We start from the raw sequence: 19,483 nt of genomic DNA, 5'->3' as shown, positions 1-19,483 counted from the left end.
CCTATTCCCAATGCCCAATGCCCAATTCCTTATTCCCCATAACCATGAAATATAACGTAATTTATGATGGCAATTGCAATCTCTGCGTTACCTTGGTACAGTTACTAGAAACCTTAGACCAAGGCCAGAATTTTGAGTATATTCCCATGCAAGATTTAGAGCAATTAAATCGCTTTGGGATTACGTCTGGTGACTGCGAAATGGGGATGATTTTGATAGATGGCAACACCCCAGAACGTCGCTGGCAGGGCAGCGATGCGGCGGAGGAAATTGGACGGATATTGCCTGCTGGCGAGGTGTTTGTGGCTGCTTATCGGGCAATGCCGGGGATGAAGTGGATGGGCGATCGCGTGTACGAACAAGTCCGCGATAACCGCTATACTTTGTTTGGCAAGCGATCGACTACTTACAAATCTGTTTATCCGGTTGGCTGTAGGTCGATCGACAATTGCGATAATAGCAACGACTAAAGTCCTTAGTACAAACAGGTTCGCAGTGAAAACTGAATTCCTCAAAAAGATTGATTAAACAAATCGAATATCTGCTGGCAAAAGTCTTTGAGTTTTTGCGCCGACTCCACCGCAGGTTCGGTTTGGCCGAGAAAATTCCAATTTTCCACAGTAGAAAAGTGCCACTGCTGACCGCTATGATCGTAACCGGCTGCCTCAACTCCGATCGCCCGCCGATACCCTTCCACCGGATCTTGGTAAAATCGGATTTGAATCAAAATGCTGCGGCTTTGCAGCAAGTGGCTTCTACCGGGAAAATGGAAGCCAATGTCGATGGAATCTGGATCTACAAGTTCTCTGGTATCCTGGTCATTCATCCAAGGTTTCAAATCGACTTTTGCATCCGGGAATTCGGACTTGAATAAATTAACAACCGCAGCAATTTTGCTGGCAACTTCTATATTTTTGGCTTGTTCGGCAGCGTTCACTCAAAAAACTCCTATCAAATATAGTTATTACATTTAGCTAATAATGTAACTGCATACTGCCGAATGTAGACTGTGAACAGCGGACTTTTTCAGAAATAATTAGGCATTGACAAATTTTCATATATGTGTTGTGCTGTTTTTATCCGAGTCTCGCTCCCCCTAAATCCCCCTTAAAAAAGGGACTTTGAGCAGGCTCTTGTCCCCCCCTTATTAAAGGAGGTTAGGGGGGATCTGCGGGTTTTAAAACACGTCATAGTTCCATAATTTTAATTCAGGGGAAGGGCGATCGCAAATTCCGAACCTTCTCCCAGCACCGATTCGCAAGTGAGTTTACCGCCGTGGGTTTCTTCCACAATTTGCCTGCTGATAGACAACCCCAAACCCGTACCTTTTCCTACTCCTTTGGTAGTAAATAAATGGTCAAATATTTTCGACTTGAGCTCCGATGACATCCCTTGACCGTTATCTTTGATTTTAATCACCACGCTGTTGTTATCCTCCGAGACTTGAGTGATAATGGCGATCGTATTCGGTAAAGCTTCAATTTCAGCGTAAGTGCGACCTTCATTGAATTCGTCAAAACACTCGATCGCATTTGCCAGCACATTCATAAATACCTGATTCAGTTGCCCAAAATAACATTTAACTGGCGGGATATCTCCGTATTCTTTGATAATTTTAATCGCGGGGCGAGTATCTTTAGCTTTCAGGCGATACTGTAAAATCATCAAAGTGCTGTCGATGCCCTCATGAATATTTGCTGACACTTTATTGGCACTGTCAGCGCGGGAAAAAGTTCGCAAAGACTTGCTAATATTGCGGATGCGCTCTGTACCTGATTTCATAGATAAAAGCATTTTTGGCAAATCTTCGATCAAATATTCTAAATCAATCTCCGATGCTTTATCCTGTAATTCATCTCCAGGATTAGGAAATTTTTCTTGGTAAAGTTGTAAGCAATCAATCAAATCTAAGCTCGCCTCAGCAGCAGCATCAAGATTGCCCGCAATAAAACCAAGCGGATTGTTAATTTCGTGAGCAACCCCTGCAATCAAGTTGCCGAGAGCAGACATTTTTTCGCTTTGAATCAGTTGCAGTTGCGCCTGTTGCAATTCATTGAAAGATTTTTCTAACTGTTGAGATTTTTCTTTCTCCCGCGCGTACAAACCAGCATTTTCTACAGCAATAGCAACTTGAGAAATTAACACTTTGAATACTTCTACTCTCTCTGCTGTAAAAGCTCCTACTGTCAAAGCATTTTCTAAATAAATTATTCCGCGCCGCTGAGATTGATAAATAATCGGCAAACAGAGAATTGATTTTGGTTGATATTTCTGAATGTAGGTATCTACCTTAAAAGGTTCCGCGACAGTCGCATTGTCTAAAACCAGATGGTTTTGACTGCGCTGTACGTAATTAATCACAGACAGGGGAACATCTTGACAATTTTCTACGGGAATAGAGGGTAAAAGTGTCACTGTATCCTCCGCAAAACTGCCCGTAGCTTCTATGCAGAGGATATCGTTTTTCAGCAGCAGTAGCACTACTTTTTGAGCCGCGGCATTTTCTAAAATAATTTTGATTAATTTGGTCAACAATTTTTCGAGAACAATTTCACCGTTAATGGCTTCCGCCGACTTAATAAAAGTAGCTAAGTCTAAGAAATCGCCTAAACTACTACTGGTAGTATTTCCCGTGGCAGTGCGGGTGACATCGAGGGTTGGGGTTGGAATTGTGCGCGTCTGTGCTGCTAAGAAAGGATGTGTTGATTCTAAATGTTTAACTTTAGCTATGGCTCCCCAATGGATATATCCATAATAGGCTTTAGTCAGATATGCTTGAGAAACTATCTCTTTGCCCAAAGTTTGATAAAATTCTCCTGCTAATTCATAGGCTAATGCTTCCTCTTGAATGTAACCGTTTTTGGCTGCTCCATCAATTGCGCGATCGTACAATTCCATTGCTTGGGTATTTTGCCCCAACACTCGCGCTATTTCCGCTGCAACCAAGTCGTATTTGTGTTGATAATTCATCGGAGCATGCACAGCCCATTTTTTCATTTTCTTTTGGTTTTGCAGGACTTTTTCCCAATATTGCTTTTGTTCCCTTTTGCCAGTTTCTGGATACAAAGCTATGATACTGAGAGAGGAGTAAAAATTATTCAGAGCAACCACATCAAATCCGGCTACAGACTCCTCATGTTTCTCAAATAACCTTGAATTCTCTAAGGCTTGGGCGTAGTTTCTGAAGATAAAATTAAGCTGAGTTTTGGCATTATAAACCAAACCAACTAAAAAAAAGTTTTTAGATTCTATTAAAATGGGGAGGGTTTTGACTTCATTAAATCTCTCACCGACTAAATGACAGGGTTCGACAGCTTGACCGCGCAAATTGAGGGCTGTCTGCCTGCCTATACTAATATACTGTACAGCCATTTCTAGTTGAGATTGCTGCATTAGTTTCATATATTTACCAGTCTCCTGATCCACCAAATCTAGCGGCTCTCCTATGGACATTTTGTTTAAGCAATATGCACCTATAGCATAACCAGCAAATTCCAAATCTCCAGTTTCCATCCCATTTTTAAAACCTTCTTTGAGGTCGCCTAATCCTGACTTGAGAGCAGCTTTCCAGTGGTGAATAAAAGAACCAAATGTTGCATAAACTCTACTTTTGATTGAACGGGAGGGAAATTTGTCTAATAGCCTAATTGCCAGTTGACCGAATTGGTATGCCAAACTAATGTCCCCTAACTTGCACATAACTACGCCATAATAAACGTAGGCAATACTTGCATAAGGCGAATTACCGTATTTAATACACAGCTTGACCATCCTAAATGCCAGCAGCGGTATCAGTGGGGGTTTTGCCTGAATAGCACTGCTGAGAATCCCTGATAAAATCCGCATGGCTGCTTTTTTTTCGGGATCAATCATTTCTGGCAAGTTAGCTAAATCCTCAATTCGTTTCAATCCCAAGCTCAGTTTGGTATTACTCAGTCCCGCCATAATATGTAGCGCGTGGGGATTTTGAGGAAAAGAAATGCCTAACAGTTTCAGCACTTCTAGTCCTGTATTGAGTGCTTCTACCACTCTATTTTGAGCGTTATAAGACTGGATTTGAAGTTCATAAACATTCACTTTTTCCAGTAAGCTTTTAGAGTTTTGAAGTACAATATCAACCATCTTTTTTGAAGCTTCATAGTTAATGTTTAAGTATTCAGCTTCGGCTGTTGACTCGTAAATTGCTAACGTTAAGTCATAGTGGCTTTGCCAAGAATCCGCAGGCAATAATTCCATAGCAACCCGCAAATACCTAACAGCAGCTTCATAGGCAGCAGCGGCTTTTGCCTTGCGTCCAGCAGTTAAATTTAATTGTGCCAACTGAGTTTTTTCTGACTGTTGGCTAATCGTGTCAATTCCGACATTCAATTGATTGACGATATCAAAGATGTTTTCTTCTAGCTTGTCTGGTGGAGTATTCTTTAACAGTAATTTACCGATTTTTAAATGGGTGGATTGCTTTTGGTCTTCGGGAATTAGCGAATATGCCGCTTGCTGAACGCGATCGTGCAAAAATCTGTAACTAACCCGCGAAGTGTCTAACTTGAGATTGATTGATTCGGCTCGATCGAAAACTAAAGGAATGCGATAAGCATCGCTCAAGGGCAGAATTAACCCGGCTTGCAAAGCTGAATAAAGTTCATTTGCTGTAGTATTAGCTGACTTTTCGCTAACAAGTGACAGCACATCTAGAGCAAATTTATCTCCCACGCAAGCTGCTAGCTTCAACACTTCTTGCGTGGTTGCAGGCAGCTTTTTAATGCGAGAAGCTACCAGTTCCACCACACTTTTATCGGTGATTCCAATGGCTTGGATTTCATCGATACTCCAATACCAACCACTTTGATTTTCCTCATTGGGAATGTGATTAAATTCAAATTTTAAAAGAGAGTCTTGATAAAGTGCTTGGAGTAATTGAGTCAAGAAAAAAGGATTACCGCCCGTTTTATTCCAGATTAAATCCGCTAGATTTGTTACTTTTTCTGTGCAAGTGTTAAGTGTTTCAGTGACTAATTCCGTCACCTTTGCTAAATCCAGAGGTTGCAACACGATATTGTTAACTCTTGTACCAGTTTTTTCAATTTCTTCTATAGTCTGAATTAAGGGGTGGGTCGGACTAACTTCATTGTCTCGATAGGCACCGATTAGCAACAAATATTCCTGGTCAGGGTCAGTTATCAGTATTTGCATCAATTTTAATGTTGCTGAATCTGCCCACTGCAAATCGTCTAAAAAGATAACTAGGGGGTGTTCTTTTTGGGCGAAAACGCGAATAAATTCTTTGAATACCCGATTGAATCGATTTTGGGATTCTACGGGGGCGAGTTCTGGGACGTCTGGCTGTTTGCCGATGATTAATTCAACTTTTGGAATTACGTCGGCAATTACTTGGCCGTCTGTTCCCACTGCTGTTAAAATTTTAGTGCGCCATATTTCTAATGAAAGTGTACTTTCTGTTAGCAATTGGCGCAGCAATGAGTTAAATGCTTGGATTAATGAGGCATAAGGAATGTTGCGTTTTAACTGGTCAAATTTGCCACTAATGAAGTAACCTTTTGACCTGGTAATAGGTTTACTAACTTCGTTGACTACGGCTGATTTACCGATGCCTGAGTAGCCTGATACTAGCATTAATTCGCTGCTTCCTGATGGGGGCAATTTTTGTTCAAATGTAGCTATTTTTTCTTCTGACAAATTGTTGGTTAAGCCCCCTCTTACACGTTCAAACGCTGCTAGCAATTCATTAACCTGATTTTCCCTACCGTACAATTTTTGGGGTATCAACAACTGGCTGAGAATATCTAAGCGTCCGGGGATGAAGTCGGCAATTTGTCCGTTGATTTCTAACTGATGCAAAGAAATTTCTAAGTCGGCTAACAATCCCGACGCACTTTGATATCTATCTTCGGCATTCTTTGCCATCAATTTCATCACTATCTCTGAGATAGCGACAGGTATTTCTGAATTGATTTGATGGGGATATATTGGTTGAACTGCGATGTGGCTATAAACTATTTCTAAGGGGTCGTTGCTGCAGAAAGGCAATTTTCCTGTCAGCATTTCATATAATGTGATCCCAAGGGAATAAAAGTCTGTGCGGTAGTCGAGGGTACGGTTCATTCTCCCGGTTTGTTCGGGTGACATATAGGCTAATGTGCCTTCGACTGAGTTGGGATTGTTAAATTGGGGATTTTCTTTGTTGAGTTTTGTAGCAATGCCGAAGTCGGTGAGTTTTACTTGTGTTGTTTGCGAGTTAATTATGATGTTGCTGGGTTTAATGTCTTTGTGAATAATGTGCTGAAAATGCAGGTATTGTAAGGCTTTGACTATTTGGATGGCGATGTTTAAATTTGCTTGCAGGCTCAAGGTTTCTCTTTCCAGCAGTTGGGCGAGGGATTCGCCACCAAAGTCTTCTAAAACGATTCCTAATCGGTGGTCAAATGTTTCGAGACTGATGGCTTTGACGATTTGTTCGCTGTCTAAATTTTGGCGGATTTGATATTCGTGTTTGAGCCTGGTAATGGCTTCGAGGGTGGGATATTCGGCTTTGAGGACTTTGAGAATTGCTGGGGGCGCGTCTGTCGGTGTTTGTCCGCGATAGATTATTGTTTCGACGCCTTCGTGCAGAGTAGAATTTATTTGGTATTTGGATAAGGTTAACATCACTTAACTTATAAATTACAGGAGCTAATTCTCATTAGCTTAACACTACTTAATCATAATCTTGTGTGATTCCGATCGTGTATTTGGCGATTCCCAATCACACGAAATATACACTAAGTGAAAATGTGGGCTTGGTCATTGGTGTCAACAAACATCTTAAATGTAATATTGGTCTTGTGTGAAAGTCCCGAATGCTTTCGCTGCACAGTTTTTCAGGGGGATGGGAGCGATCGCACTCTCCGTCAAACAGCAGGAGATGGGAGCGATCGCACTGGGCCTAAAACAGGCAATTGAACGGGTTCTCAATCGCTGACTACTGTAACTTCACAGATAGTAGCAATAGATTCCGGTTCAGGTAAAATACGCACGCGGGCGAATTTTAAACCGCTGACTCCTTGGAGTGATTCTACCATGCCCGTCTGAACTTTTGGCTCTACCCAACCTTCGCGAGACAAGTAGCGCAAGTATTGTTGGTACTCTTCCCATTCGTCTTCGGTTGAATAAACTACCGTTAACATTCCTGGCTGGGTAATTCGCTCTTGTGCGTCTTTGTCAACGGCTTTTTCGATCCGCTTTTTGACGAGTTCATAGCGGATGTCGCGAGTGCCTTTGACATCAAACATTTTTTCGGTGTTTTCGTTGTGAAAAATGTCGATCGTCGTATTCTGTACTAATACTAAATGTGCGAGTTCCATGTTAATTTGAGACTCGGCTTGCAGGCGAAAAACTGTGCGGCCGCAGTCGCAAATTGCTCGCAGTTGTTCGTACCGCAAACTGTGTAGGTGAAACTGGCTGAATGTGGGGTCGATCGATTTTCCTGCATAAATCATGTGATCGATGCCGTCGGTGCATTCGATGTCGCAGTAGTGGGGCAAAATTTGCTGCATTTTTTCTTGCCAGCGGGCCCAGGTTTCTTGGAGTTTGGTGCTGATTAGGTTCAACATTTGGTCGTAGCGGTTGCGATCGCTATAAACGCAGTTGTGTTCGTTTTCACAGGCTGCTTGGTAAGCTTCAACGGCTGCCTGAACCTTTGGTCCGCACTGCACAAAATAGTCAAAATATACTTCTAAATGCTCGTTTAAATACTCGGCTGCTCGCACCTCCATATCGACTGTTACTTTTTGTTTTAAATGCTCGATGTAGTCGAGCAAGTCGAGCCGCAGTTGCGCGCCGAGGTGGGTAGTTTGTGTTTGGCAAACGGCATCAGCTATGGCTAAACCTAAGCGGAATTGCTCGAGCAAATCAGTTTGAATGGCTCGGTTTCTTTCGTCGCTAGAACCGCGAATGTCCGAAATTCCGTACAGTGGATGAACGTCAGCAAATACGATTGTTTCTGGAGGTAGTCCCCAACTTCGCCTTTCTGCTTCTTGGGCGAACCGCCACTCGACTGCGGGGTGGATGTTGTGAATGTGGGTAAACCGCTCCTGGATGGCTTGCCGCAGGGCTGCAATGAAGGCGGGAATGAGTTCTTGGGCGTGTTGAGCGTCAATTCCGTTGAAGTGGTTTGGCCGATCGCACAACAGCCCCACGACACCCAAAATCCGCACCCCGCACCCCTCACTGGTGACGGATTTGACTACGAGGGGCACCAGCAGCATCGATCGAGTTCCCATTCTCCGCAAAGTTCGATCGCACTCGGTTTCGCACTCCCTACGCAAGTCTGGCACGTTCCAAACTTGATTTGCTGCTGTGGCCTTCAAAAAGTGAGAAGCTTCTAGGGAGTGCATTGAATAAAGAATCGGCTGCAAATGTTGGCCGTCTTTTGCAACTAATAGCTGTACTTGTTCGCCGTCGGGGCGCAGCAGCAAAGTGCCATCAGCATTGAAGAGCGATCGCAAACACCGATCAATTTTCTCAAATTTGTCTGGCCGCAGCATTGAATCTTGATCGATCAATAACTGAGTCAGCCGCCGAATTTGCTCCTGCACGGTGACATCAAAACCTTCTAGCAGCAGCAACCCTTCTACGCGGTAATTATCCAACTGCAATCGATCGGCTAAATTTTCCAGTTGATTCGGCTGCATCAGCCAAGCTTCCCGTTCCGCAACAGGCATTAATCTTAAAGAAACATCCGCAAATTCATCTATTTTTGAGTTGATTCGAGTAATTTTTAACTGTTCCGAACCCAGCCAAAATTCTATAAATCTGGCTTCTCGATGTTTGGGGTTTTTTACACTCGCCGTGACAGGTTCCTCTAGCACCCTTAAACCGTCGATGTCAATTTGATAATATTGCTTAAATACCCAGTGCAAAAGGTGGCGACGGTACAATTGTTCGGCTGTTTTGCCGCCCCAATCCTCGAACAGTTCCAGCAGAGTGAGGTGGGTTTCTGCAAACCAACCGTTGGTAGATTGAGTTGCCAAAGACGTTTCCTCCCAACCCGCCAAGCGACAAAATGCCGCGTTAGCATAACGCAGGGCAAAAGTTCCTGGTTCCACTACTGCGATTAAAACGCGGCGGTCGCCAAGAAATTGAAACAATCGCTGTAAATCTTGTTTCCACGTTTTCAAGGGTTCAATTTCTGAAGATTGACTGGGTACTTGGCCCGCCAAAGCTTCCAGTAGCTGTTCTATACTTGGTTCGCTGGGCAGATTGTTACTGTCTTGCTTTGTTGGGACGATATCTGTCGCTGGCAGTGATTTTACGGAGTTGTTGTTTTGATGGGAAGACGATTTAGGAGTAGACATGAGTAAAACACCTGAAAGCAGTGGATTTTGCCAAAGAATATCAGCGATCGGCGATTATGACTTTGTAAAGAGCTTATATCCTGTTTGTAAAGTTTGTGTATGGGTATCGGAAACTGGGTTTTTTCTCGGAGGATGGGCCCAGGGACTTTTACTTTTATTCACAAACAACCTCTCAGTCTCGACGTTATAGGTGATATTAACGTGTTTACTGCCTGGGGGGTAACACCCATTATAAGCGGTAGACTGTAGCGGATAGTGTCAGCAACTAATGCTATTTGACTCAAAGGCGAGATCTATAGCAGGTTTGGGTTGAATGAAGCACAGCCCTGATAATTGGTAATTGGTAATTGGGAATTGGTAACTTATACGATCGCCTAGCCGAAGTATTGGTAATTGTAATTGACGATAGACCAACAGGTTGCTTGTCATTAATTGAGAAAATAAAAGTTGCATCCAAAATCCCACCATCCTTGCGATGTGGCAAGGAAATAATTAAAATGTATAATACAGCTAACAGGATTTTTGAAAGGACATAGTTATGGCTTTAACGGTTAACAATCTCATTGCCGATGTGACGGGATTTCCTGTATTTTCTGGGGGCGGTCCACGTCTTTTGGGATTCGCTACACCCGATGAGATTAACGTAGGGAATGGAAATTTGTCGTCTTTTCCCTGGGGAGTTTGGGGACTCGACGGCAACGATACTATAGGAGGTTCGTCGGATTCTAACGAACGGCTGTTAGGAAATAACGGCAATGATATTATCGGTGGTGGTGGCGGAAATGACATAATTTACGGCGGGAAAGAGGACGATCGCCTGGATGGAAATGATGGCAACGACGTAGTTAGGGGCGACGCCGGAAATGACCTTATCTTCGGAGGGTTCGGGAACGATATCCTGCGGGGAGGGCAAGGAGACGACGATTTATTCGGCAATGAGGGCAACGATTTCTTAGCGGGCGATCGGGGAGTTGACGTGCTCACGGGAGACCTCGGTGCTGACATATTCGTGCTCAGAAGCAACGAGGAAGCATTTGGTATAAATGGAGCAGATGTCATTACGGATTTTAACTTTGACGAGGGCGATCGCATCGGTTTGACGGACGGTTTAACAGAACTAGACCTTTTCTTTGAAGACGACAATTTGATTGCTTACGATAACGACGGAATTATCAATGACATGGTGATTGAAAACATAACTAATGGACAAATTGTGGGGGTAGTTTTAAATACCAACAGCTTTGAACTTACGGGTGCATTTGAACAAGCTAGTCCGTTTGCATTGGCAGTTAATGGTTCTCAATTCCAGTTTTTAGCTTAGTTATTTGTAGGAGATTATACGGGCTATAAAGTTAGTTCCGGGTACGAGACACGGCAGTTTGGCGTAGGACACGCCACTGCCGTGTCCCTACAGATAGCGGGCAATTAATCTATACGCAACCGTACTTGGGAAAATTGATAGTAAAACAGTTCTTCCTTTAAATATTTTTTAGGCTAATCTAAAAGTAGAAATTAAAAATCGGGGAAAGTAAGTAGTAGTTCCGAATTAATTACACAATATTTCTACTGAAACCCTTGCCTAGCAAGGAGTCTGTATGTAATTAATTTTGTGTGGTTACTTATATATTGTATCCCCTCAATAATTCGGGGCGGACTACCCACTAATGAACGATTTTGCGTCATTTGACGTGCATTGTTGAGCGATTTACCCCGGATTATTGAGCGGATACATAAAAACCAACATAAAATAACTTCAAAACATCCAACTATAAAAACAATCGCCCTTCTACAGACAAGAGCGATCGCCTGTCTTTTTAGGAAGGGCAATCGCTTCAAATCAATAATCAAGCAAACAGCAATTTTTCTACTATAGTTTTAGGTTCTGGGAGAGATTTACCATCTACCTAATATTCTTCAACTAAAAGCTCTAATACCTCTACTGCATTCTGCAAAGCTTCTTCGTAGGTATCTCCATAAGTGTGGAACTGCTGAGATGGAAAATCAGGTAAGTGAACTAGGTAGGAGTTATCTTCATCCGACCATTGAATAACAATTATATAAGGTAATTTCATGATTCAGGTTCCTCTTCTTTAATTGCTTTCAATATTCCAATTTTTCCATTAAGTTCTCTCTCTAAATACAGTTTCCCATCATCGCCATCATTTCCAGCAAGGGTAATTGGTTCATGATAGTAGTCAAGGATGAACCCATCTTGTATGGCTGCCTTTTGCCGAACGATAAGTAAACCCAGCTTTTAGCAGCAGGCTTTTGAGTTCTCGAATCTTTTTGGGCCTAAGCAGACATAAAAATTGTCGCAAGGTGACGGAAATACTTTAATCATATTCCCGAAAGTAGGGTTTGTCCAAACGTACCCTACTACATGAATTTGAATTAGTTTCAGCATCAATCCGCGTTCCTCAGGGGTTAGAAAATAAAAACATTCAACTTTCAGCAAAACCCCAATCAAAAAACTCCCATTTAGCCTAAAATTAAAAATACTGACTAGCCTAAATTGCCCTATGTTTGAAGCCCTTGCCGATCGACTCGAATCCACCTGGAAAAAACTGCGCGGACAAAATAAAATCTCCGAGTCCAACATCCAAGACGCGCTCAAAGAAGTCCGCCGCGCCCTCCTGGAAGCCGATGTCAACCTCCAAGTCGTCAAAAACTTCATCGGAGAGGTAGCGGCAAAAGCACAAGGCGCAGAAGTCGTTTCAGGCGTCCGTCCTGACCAACAATTCATCAAAATCGTTCACGACGAACTCGTGCGTGTCATGGGGGAAACCAACGTACCCCTCGCCACCGCCGAATCCGGGCCCACAGTGATCCTGATGGCAGGTTTGCAAGGAACCGGGAAAACCACCGCCACCGCCAAACTAGCGCTGCACCTCCGCAAGCAAAATCGTACCGCACTGTTAGTCGCAACCGACATTTATCGACCAGCCGCGATCGACCAATTGCTAACCCTCGGCAAACAAATCGACGTACCCGTATTTGAATTAGGCAAAGACATTGACCCCGTAGAAATTGCCCGCCAAGGCATCGAACACGGCAAACAAATCGGCATCGATACCATCATCGTCGATACCGCAGGCCGCCTGCAAATCGACCAAGACATGATGGCAGAATTGGGCCGCATCAAACAAACAGTACAACCCCACGAAACGCTGTTAGTTGTTGATGCCATGACCGGCCAAGAAGCAGCAAATTTAACCCGCACTTTTCACGAACAAATCGGCATTACCGGCGCAATCTTAACCAAATTAGACGGCGACAGCCGCGGGGGTGCAGCCTTATCCGTCCGGCAAATATCCGGCGCGCCGATTAAATTTGTTGGCGTCGGCGAAAAAGTGGAAGCTTTGCAACCATTTTATCCCGATCGCATGGCATCAAGAATACTCGGCATGGGCGATGTCTTGACGCTAGTAGAAAAAGCGCAAGAAGAATTCGACATCGCCGATGCCGAAAAAATGCAAGAGAAAATGCTCACGGCAAAGTTTGACTTTACCGACTTTCTCAAACAAACCAGACTGTTAAAAAACATGGGTTCCCTCGGCGGCATCATGAAAATGATTCCGGGGATGAACAAACTTTCAGACGAACAAATGCGGCAGGGAGAAGTGCAGCTAAAACGCACCGAAGCCATGATTAATTCAATGACAGTTGAAGAACGCCGCAATCCCGAACTTTTAGCAAGTTCTCCATCCCGTCGCCGCCGCATCGGCAAAGGCGCAGGCTACGCTGAAAACGACGTAACTAAGCTGGTGAGCGATTTCCAGAAAATGCGTACAATGATGCAGCAAATGAGTCAAGGCAACTTTACAGGAATGGGAGGATTGCCGGGAATGCCCGGAATGCCCGGAATGGGTGGCCCCGGAATGCAGCCCGGTTCCCGCGGCTATATGGGAGCCCAGCAGAAGAAGAAAAAGAAAAAAGATAAGCCTAAAAAAGGTTTCGGACAGTTGTAGAAAGCATCAAACTTATTGCACGATTGTCAAAAATTTGTAGGGCGGGTCCACCAAAAATAATTGCCTAAAACCGATAATCTCGTAAACCCGCCCCACCCCCCGCGATAGTTCTTATTTAACTCTTTTCTTGTTACCGAGTTCAATCTAAAAAAGCCTGTAATTAAATATGGTACAAACAATTACTCAATCAGAAATCATATCTATAGGATTGCCAAACGCGATCGGACTTCTTGTCAGTCGCGAGCAATTCGAGGCCCTAGCATTGGCAAATCCCGACTTGAGATTAGAGAGAAATGTATAAAGAGAGTAGGCTTTTGCGCCTTTCCTACAAGAGATTCATAAAATTTATTGCGGCTAAACTAGATGGCCGGCTAGCTTACTACCTCTACTTTTATGCCTAATAGTTCGGTTGCCTTTTCGCTGTCTACAGGCTTAGAAAATAAATATCCTTGCCCCAACTCACACCCCAACTCTCGCAGTTTCTGTAGCTGTGTTGGCGTTTCTATGCCTTCTGCCACAATATCCATACCTCGGCTGCGAGCCAGCGTCACAATTGTCTGGATAATTTCTACGCCACTGTTGTCTGAGCCAATCCGGCTCACAAAAGACCGGTCAATCTTTAAGGTATCAATGGGAAACTCATGTAAGCGACTTAAAGAAGAGTAGCCCGTGCCAAAGTCATCGATACACAACAGAATGCCTAGAGCTTTTAGCTGCTTCAACATCTTTTCTTCTCTGGATACTGTTTCCAAAATGCAACTTTCAGTAATCTCTAGTTTGAGACGGTAGCTGGGAAAGCCAGTCTGCTGCAAAATCTCCTCAATTCGATTGAGTAGGTTTGCTTGCTTGAGCTGCACGGGGGAAAGATTGACATTAATCGCCAAGGGAGGTGTTTGGGGAAACTGTTGCTGCCAAATACTAATCTGGTGACAAGCTTCCTGCAAAACAAACCACCCCAATTCATTGATCAAACCAGTTTCTTCAGCCACAGGGATAAACTCAGCAGGCGGGTAGATGATGCCAGATGGGTGATGCCATCGCACCAAAGCTTCAAAGCCACTCAGTTGCCCCGTAGAAAGGGAGACAATTGGCTGGTAGTGAACGCAAAATTCTTGTAGCGCCATTGCCCTTCTCAAGTCGTTCTCCAACTGCAAGCGCGTCATCGCCACAGTTTGCATAGCTGGATCGAAAATTTCGTAACGCCCTCTACCTTGAGCTTTAGCATAATACATAGCGATATCCGCATCTCTGAGTACGTCTTCTGGGCGATCGTAACCCATTGTGCTAACGATAATTCCAATGCTGATCTCGGTAAATACTTCATAATCATTCAAATTAAACGGCTGCCTTAATTGATTTTGGATGCGTTCAGCCACCCTATTTGGTTCATCAATATCTTGAATATCTTCCAGCAAGATCACAAATTCATCTCCTCCAAACCGCGCAACTGCATCTGTGTGGCGTAAACAACCTTGCAGTTGACGAGCAACGCTTTTTAGTAATTCATCCCCAACCAAATGTCCGAGGCTATCATTCACTACTTTAAAGCGATCTAGGTCAATAAATAGCACCCCATATAGATAATCTTCATGTCTGTACGACAAGTCGATCGCCTGTTGCAGCCGATTCATAAACCAAGCGCGGTTAGGCAAACCAGTTAGCGCGTCGTGAAAAGCATCATGTCCTAATTTTTCTTCTCTTTCCAACAACTGAACTTGAGCCTGTTGAAGCTCGTTGCAGGCTTGTCTAAGTTCAGCCGTTTGAGAAGCCACCCGTTCCTCTAACTCAGAAGTGAGTTTCTGCAAGGCCACTTCCGCCTCTTTTCGCGCTTCAATTTCCTGTTTGAGAAGCACATTTTGCTCTTCCAGCGTCTTAGTCAAATTTCGCAGTCTCAGGTGTAGCTGCACGCGGGCTAGGACTTCTTCTTGCTGAAAGGGTTTGGTAATATAATCTACTGCCCCCATTGACAGACCTTTAACCTTATCGACGCGATCCGTAAGAGCTGTCATAAAAATCACAGGGATATCTTTCGTTGCTACCGATGCTTTTAAGTGGTAGCAGGTTTCAAAGCCATCCATCCCCGGCATCATCACATCTAACAATATGATATTTGGCGAAACTTCTTGTAACTTCTCAATAGCACTTTCCCCATCCTTAGCTACTAGAACCTTGAAGCCTGACTCCTTCAAAAAATCGAACAGAAGTTTGAGGTTATTCGGGTTATCGTCAACAATTAAAATTACATTGTCTTTTTGGTTAACCATTTTATTAGCCCAAATGTTTTTTTACAAAAGCTAGTAGTTCTTTTTCTTCAAAATTTTTGGCAAATTGCAAGATTTTATTAGCAAAGGGTAGATAGTTGCCGTCTATCTGCTTGAGTCTATTGGCTTCCTGCTCAACCACTTCAATATCGCCGATCCGAGCCGCATTAAACAGCGCTACCAGCTCTGCTGATGGTGGTATCACAAGCTCATCACTCTGAACGTTTAATAAATCCGTGAAACCTTCCTGGCGTGCGATCGCCAAATCCGCAGGGGGGTCGTAGATCCATTCTATTTGTAAATAATTTTTTAAGACTTCTAGCAATTCTTCTACTTGGATAGGCTTGGCTAGGAACTCGTTACAACCTGCTTCGTGGCTATTTTTCCGATCGAATTCAAACACGCTGGCGCTGGATGCTATCAATATTACATCCTTAAAGTCTGATGACTTTCGGAAGCGCCGCGACATTTCAAATCCATCCATTACTGGCATCACTAAGTCTGTAATAATCAGATCTGGTTGAAAATCAATGGCTTTATTTAAACCCTCTTTTCCATTACAAGCTTCCATAATTTTAAAACCTAGTGGTTCTAAAAAACTTCTAATAAAACCTCGATTTTCTAATCGATCATCTACTAACATAATTTTATTTTTAGTTCCTTTAAAACCCCTTAAATTAATTGAAGTAGTTAGCGAAGTTGGCTCAACAAATTCAGATGATTGAGTCAACTCTAAATCAAAGAAAAAACTGCTGCCTTGACCCAGTATACTTTCGACTTTTATTTCGCCTCCCATCATTTGAACAATTTTCTGTGCGATCGCTAATCCTAACCCAGTGCCTTCTGCCTTCTGCTGGCTATTTCCGACTTGTTCAAACGGTAAAAATATTTTTTCTAACTGTTCGGGTGCCATTCCAACCCCCGTATCTTGGATATGGAAACGAATTTTAGTAAGTTGTAATTGGTCGGAGTCTTCCCCCGTACCTATTACGCCTACCTTAAAAATAACACCTCCTTTTTCTGTAAATTTAATAGCATTGCCCAAAAGGTTAATCAAAACTTGGCGCAGTCGTTTTTCATCAGCAATTACAGCGTTAGGAAGTTGATTTAAGGCTTGATAACTAAATGTAATGTCTTTTTGTTCAGCTCGGATGCGACACATTTCCACAACCCCGATCAAAAAAGAAGAAAAATTAAAACTTGAGCTGTAAAGTTCCATTTTACTGGCTTCAATTTTAGAAAGGTCTAAAATATCGTTAATCAGCGTAAGTAAGTGCGAACCACACTGGTGAATAATGTGGATAGCATCTTTTTGTTTAGGAGTGGTAGTTTTATCGCGCTCCATAATTTGAGAGTATCCTAGAATTCCGTTCAGGGGTGTGCGGAGTTCATGGCTCATGTTGGCGAGGAATTGGCTCTTGGCGTGGTTAGCAGTATCAGCGGCAATTTTTGCCTCTTTTAGCTCAATTGTTCGTTCTTCTACTCGATTTTCTAGCTCGGAGTTGGTTTTTTCTAAAGCAGCAAAAGACTCGCGCAATTGCTGTGCCATTTGGTTAAAAGATTGAGCCAGACTTCCCAGTTCATCTATGCCATTTACCTCTACTTTTTGGTCTAATTGACCGCTAGCGATCGCTCTACTCGCTCTACTCAAAAGAAAAATAGGATGGGTGATCCAGCGGGAGGCGAGGATTCCTAACAACGTCGCTAGCACTAACGCTAAAAGGCAGAGTAAGATAGTGCTGCGGGTATTGGCATTGATTTCCTCCATAAAGTCGGCTTCTGGAACGACTACAACAATCAGCCAATCAAGGCCTCTACCATCTTGGAATGGGGATACTTGCACGAATTCCCGCTGACCATCTAGCATGAAGTCTAGTTGCTGGTTGCTGTCTATTTCGGTAAAGTTACCAAAGCGTTCTATTAAATTTTGCGCTGTTCCCTGTATCAAAGGCACGCTGCTTTCAATCGCTTTTAATCTTTGCGTTTCTTGGCGATTTTGGCTGCTCATAAAGGGCTTCTCGGCGGTAGAAGAAGCCACTAGCAATCCCGATCGTTCGATGATGAAAGTCTTTCCCGATTTACCAATTTTTAAAGTTTGGAGAAAGTCGCCGATTTTTGAGAGAAACAGATCGGTACTTACAACTCCTCGAAAAATGCCATTTTGGTCGTAAACAGGTTGGCTAGCGGAGATTCCTAGGCTGGGTTGAATATAATATTGATAAATTTTATTCCATTGGGGTTTACCTGCCACTTTTGCAGCTTTATACCAGGGTCGAATGCGGGGATCGTACTCTGGGTGGGTTTCCTTAAACTGAGTCGGGTTCCCCTCTTTATCAGCCCTGATGATCGTATTAATGAAATTAGTAGATCGATCAGTTATTTCAACAACAACACTGCCATCATCCTTATATCCAGCACCCGCATATTCTTTTCTTTCCCCTCCAAAACTGATGTAACTAACTGTGGGAAATTGCTTGAGCTGCCAGTAGAAGTAGCTTCTCATAGAACTCATATTGTCTGGATTCCATAATCCAAAGCGGCCAATGGCGTCAACGCTGATGGCATTGACCAAATGGGGCGTTTCCAAATAAGTGTTTAGTTGTTGATTGATGCGGGCGAGTACCTCCGTTCGTAATTGGCTAGTAACGTTGTTGACGGCAGTTTTACCATTGCGTAGCGAGAGCCAACCTGTCAGTCCCACAGCGAGAAAGATTTGCAGCACGAAGGGTACGACTAAGACGAGGCGCAGCGGGATTTTTTGAGGGTTTTTTGCAAGTTCATTCTCACTTGCGATTAGTGTCATGGCGGAGTCATTTTAGTATTTGGATTATTTCTATAACAACAGTCCCTCACCCTTGGTCATTTAAAGTCAGCTCTCGGTAAATTATTGATTCCGTTTCTCTTGAACGCCCATTGGTTTAATGATATCTTATTGTTGAATAACCAGGCTGAAATGAGTGGGTAATAATCCTACAGTTTGCAAATTTATGAAAAAAAACAGCTCCCCATTTAAGACGAAATCTCCATAAATGTCAAATGCGCTATATTTTGCTTGGGGTTGCAGTGTAAGCCTACCTGCCGATTTCATGGATATTGAGTACACCTTTATTCACTTGTAGGTCTTGACCTCAATACTAATTGATCTAAGCATACAACTATAATCAGGACTTACGAACTATAGGGTCTGAAACCCAGCTTCCCCGTGCTGCCCTTAAAAAAGGGGGGAACCGCTTCAAAAAACGGGGCACTTGAAAGCCCTCTTGGAAAAAGGGTTTGGGGGTTCTATGCGTAAGTCCTAAGCTTATGCCAGCTAAATTGCGCTTTTTTTTTCAACGAGCTCTCTAACCCGTCCCACAAGGATTCTCAAATAGAGGAAATAGGAACCTAGATGCACAATAACTTAATAGTCTATCGTGCATAGTGCCTAAACCAACCCTAAACTTAACACTTTGACGGGGTGACAAGCAGGTTAAAAGCAAAGCTTCGTCAAGGTTTTGAGTTGATTGACCAAGCAAAAAGATCTTTGCGGGCGTGATATCATTTCCGGTTACACTCATACATGATGTTTACTGTTGACGGTTGACTGTTCACTGTCAACCGTCAACCGTCAACCGTCAACAGTAAACTCGAATTTACTATTACCGATGCTAACGGATTTGATATGAGTTAATAAAAGAGAGTGGCGAGATCCCTTGAATCAGGTTCAAGGCGAGCTTGGAGGATATTATGAGTCAATCAGCCTGTCCATAATCCCCTATCTTTTTTGATACTCAGGGGCTTTAATGCTTTTACCATCAAGGTTTCACAGGCGTTGTAACCCCGCCAAGTATTTTTACTTACTACTGTCTCGGACGATCGACTTCGCTCCGCTCTTGCAGTGTATGCGGCCCGTTGGGATGTGTTG

At 43.3% G+C, this 19,483-nt stretch carries 11 protein-coding genes; 5 read left to right on the top strand and 6 right to left on the bottom strand.

Annotated features, from left to right (window positions below; translation table 11 throughout):
• The first annotated feature begins 44 nt into the window (after positions 1 to 44).
• Positions 45 to 470 carry a DCC1-like thiol-disulfide oxidoreductase family protein gene (locus QUA10_RS03190; protein ID WP_333081011.1) on the top strand — a complete coding sequence of 142 codons (426 nt, stop codon included), beginning with the start codon at positions 45 to 47 and terminating at the stop codon, positions 468 to 470.
• A 41-nt stretch (positions 471 to 511) separates the two neighbouring features.
• Here QUA10_RS03190 and QUA10_RS03185 read toward each other — a convergent pair whose 3' ends face one another.
• Together QUA10_RS03185 and QUA10_RS03180 are read right to left on the bottom strand one after the other, a co-directional pair.
• Positions 512 to 937 (bottom strand): hypothetical protein, encoded by a 426-nt coding sequence (locus QUA10_RS03185; RefSeq protein ID WP_333081010.1) that lies wholly within the window; start codon positions 935 to 937, stop codon positions 512 to 514.
• Between the two features lie 266 nt (positions 938 to 1,203).
• On the bottom strand, positions 1,204 to 6,663 hold the full coding sequence (locus QUA10_RS03180; RefSeq protein WP_333081008.1) for an AAA family ATPase: 5,460 nt from the start codon (positions 6,661 to 6,663) through the stop codon (positions 1,204 to 1,206).
• A gap of 178 nt (positions 6,664 to 6,841) precedes the next feature.
• Between QUA10_RS03180 and QUA10_RS03175 the strand changes: the two genes are divergently transcribed.
• Positions 6,842 to 6,976, top strand: coding sequence for a hypothetical protein (locus tag QUA10_RS03175; RefSeq protein WP_333081007.1), 135 nt, complete (start codon positions 6,842 to 6,844; stop codon positions 6,974 to 6,976).
• On the opposite strand, the gene QUA10_RS03170 is transcribed toward QUA10_RS03175, so the two are convergent.
• A complete protein-coding gene (locus QUA10_RS03170; protein ID WP_333081006.1) occupies positions 6,966 to 9,350 on the bottom strand; it encodes a GAF domain-containing protein in 2,385 nt (794 codons plus the stop codon). The genes QUA10_RS03175 and QUA10_RS03170 overlap by 11 nt on opposite strands.
• Positions 9,351 to 9,888: 538 nt before the next feature.
• Here QUA10_RS03170 and QUA10_RS03165 point away from each other — a divergent pair.
• Positions 9,889 to 10,671 (top strand): calcium-binding protein, encoded by a 783-nt coding sequence (locus QUA10_RS03165; protein ID WP_333081004.1) that lies wholly within the window; start codon positions 9,889 to 9,891, stop codon positions 10,669 to 10,671.
• 583 nt (positions 10,672 to 11,254) lie between these two features.
• On the opposite strand, the gene QUA10_RS03160 is transcribed toward QUA10_RS03165, so the two are convergent.
• Positions 11,255 to 11,422 carry a type II toxin-antitoxin system HicB family antitoxin gene (locus QUA10_RS03160; protein ID WP_333081003.1) on the bottom strand — a complete coding sequence of 56 codons (168 nt, stop codon included), beginning with the start codon at positions 11,420 to 11,422 and terminating at the stop codon, positions 11,255 to 11,257.
• Positions 11,423 to 11,869: 447 nt separating this feature from the next.
• On the opposite strand from QUA10_RS03160, the gene ffh reads away from it, so the two are divergent.
• A complete protein-coding gene (gene ffh / locus QUA10_RS03150; RefSeq protein ID WP_333035131.1) occupies positions 11,870 to 13,318 on the top strand; it encodes a signal recognition particle protein in 1,449 nt (482 codons plus the stop codon).
• 166 nt (positions 13,319 to 13,484) lie between these two features.
• Positions 13,485 to 13,619, top strand: a complete 135-nt coding sequence (locus QUA10_RS03145) for a hypothetical protein (RefSeq protein ID WP_333081002.1) — start codon at positions 13,485 to 13,487, stop codon at positions 13,617 to 13,619.
• A gap of 70 nt (positions 13,620 to 13,689) precedes the next feature.
• Here the strand turns inward: QUA10_RS03145 and QUA10_RS03140 are convergent, their stop codons facing one another.
• Positions 13,690 to 15,582 (bottom strand): EAL domain-containing protein, encoded by a 1,893-nt coding sequence (locus QUA10_RS03140; RefSeq protein WP_333081001.1) that lies wholly within the window; start codon positions 15,580 to 15,582, stop codon positions 13,690 to 13,692.
• A 4-nt stretch (positions 15,583 to 15,586) separates the two neighbouring features.
• The gene (locus tag QUA10_RS03135) at positions 15,587 to 18,382 is read right to left on the bottom strand and encodes an ATP-binding protein (RefSeq protein WP_333081000.1); all 2,796 of its coding nucleotides are present in this window, start codon (positions 18,380 to 18,382) and stop codon (positions 15,587 to 15,589) included.
• Between the last annotated feature and the right edge of the window lie 1,101 nt (positions 18,383 to 19,483).

The sequence above is a fragment of the Microcoleus sp. Pol8_D6 genome, from assembly GCF_036700965.1.
Taxonomy (GTDB): Bacteria; Cyanobacteriota; Cyanobacteriia; order Cyanobacteriales; family Microcoleaceae; genus Microcoleus.
Note: the sequence above shows the minus strand (reverse complement) of the source record. Positions and strands in the feature narration are given on the sequence as shown.

Excerpts from the sequence above, each read along its gene's own strand:
- QUA10_RS03190 (WP_333081011.1), top strand. The coding sequence starts at position 45 with ATGAAATATAACGTAATTTATGATGGCAATTGCAATCTCTGCGTTACC.
- QUA10_RS03180 (WP_333081008.1), bottom strand. The coding sequence starts at position 6,663 with ATGTTAACCTTATCCAAATACCAAATAAATTCTACTCTGCACGAAGGC.
- QUA10_RS03170 (WP_333081006.1), bottom strand. The coding sequence starts at position 9,350 with ATGTCTACTCCTAAATCGTCTTCCCATCAAAACAACAACTCCGTAAAA.
- QUA10_RS03165 (WP_333081004.1), top strand. The coding sequence starts at position 9,889 with ATGGCTTTAACGGTTAACAATCTCATTGCCGATGTGACGGGATTTCCT.
- QUA10_RS03160 (WP_333081003.1), bottom strand. The coding sequence starts at position 11,422 with ATGAAATTACCTTATATAATTGTTATTCAATGGTCGGATGAAGATAAC.
- ffh (WP_333035131.1), top strand. The coding sequence starts at position 11,870 with ATGTTTGAAGCCCTTGCCGATCGACTCGAATCCACCTGGAAAAAACTG.
- QUA10_RS03145 (WP_333081002.1), top strand. The coding sequence starts at position 13,485 with ATGGTACAAACAATTACTCAATCAGAAATCATATCTATAGGATTGCCA.
- QUA10_RS03140 (WP_333081001.1), bottom strand. The coding sequence starts at position 15,582 with ATGGTTAACCAAAAAGACAATGTAATTTTAATTGTTGACGATAACCCG.
- QUA10_RS03135 (WP_333081000.1), bottom strand. The coding sequence starts at position 18,382 with ATGACACTAATCGCAAGTGAGAATGAACTTGCAAAAAACCCTCAAAAA.